Origin of the sequence: Vibrio sp. 1557 (assembly GCF_033340175.1) — a bacterium.
Lineage (GTDB): Bacteria > Pseudomonadota > Gammaproteobacteria > Enterobacterales > Vibrionaceae > Vibrio > Vibrio alginolyticus.
This window is the reverse complement of record NZ_JAWOVZ010000242.1, coordinates 1-1,125: the sequence shown is the minus strand read 5'-3', so window position 1 is coordinate 1,125 and position 1,125 is coordinate 1. Positions and strand designations below refer to the sequence as shown.

General features: G+C 41.0%; 1 protein-coding gene. It reads right to left on the bottom strand.

Annotated elements, in window-relative coordinates; translation table 11 throughout:
- On the bottom strand, positions 1 to 231 hold a 231-nt coding region (locus R7070_RS26200), incomplete at its 3' end, for a hypothetical protein (RefSeq protein WP_318141514.1).
- Positions 232 to 1,125 lie beyond the last annotated feature (894 nt).

Here is a 1,125-nt window from a genome sequence, read left to right as displayed (position 1 = left end):
CATTAGAGCGCTGTAGCTAGGGAAACAAACTCCATCGCCATCAACAAATCTAAATAGCCCCAAGAGAAGCAGGCGCTGTGTTGATGGTAGATTTTCACGTTTCATTGCGTCAAAAAGTGGATGCATAATATCGAATTGGCTCCGCTTAAGTTTGTGTGTCATAATTTTCCTTATAGAAACTAAGAAAAACGCCAAGGGTTGCCGCCCATTTTGGCGTTTTTTTTTATCCACAGAAAATCATAACACCTAGTCAATATATAGACAACCCTAGTGTATGAGATACACCACCCTAGTCAACGTCATATACTAACCCTAGTAAACTAGGTTGACTCCAACAAACCATAGAACAAACCATAGAACAAATAGCGCTATCGCTTTTTCTTTTTCTTTTTTCGATTAGACCTAGCCTTGGATCTTTTTGATGAGTCAGGGACAGGACCAAATCTATCCCTCTTTTCGTCGTCAGAATGCACAGGAGGGGAAATAAGAAGATCTACAGAGCAAGATTCTAATACCTCACTTTTTTGCACAGGAGGCGTTACAGGAGCTTCTAGGTGTAGTTCTAAATGCTGTAACCACAGAAGGGCAAATTCAGTCCTTTTATCGACTGGATATTTACCCGTTTCAAATCTACTTATCGAATCATTGGAGAGATCCAGCTTATCGCCTAATTCGGACTGACTAAGCTTTAAAACAGACTTTCGAATGCGCTTAAACTCGGACGGATGCATAAGTTACCTTATTTCGACATTTTGTCGAATTGTACATCACAGATTCGACATTTTGCGGAAAAACAAGGTACTTTCACCCCGTATTACTATACGGGGATGACGCTGCACCTCCTATTTCCTCCTCCTCAGTCATCGTCGTCGTCAGTCGTCGTTTGCAGCTAACAACCAGATAGATATGTAAAAAGACGTATTTATACATATTTGTGAAGCTGACGCGCGGATTTGAATTAGGTAACAAAAATCAAGAATGTTTCCGCTTGTCGGCTCAATTGAGAAACAAAAAAAGGGAGCACAAGGCTCCCAAATTTTTATTTCCCAACAGAGCTATTTATAAGACCTGATCTAACAGAAAAAGAGCGTGGCGAAGTTGCCCCTCAGAGTAGGTAGCTCCATC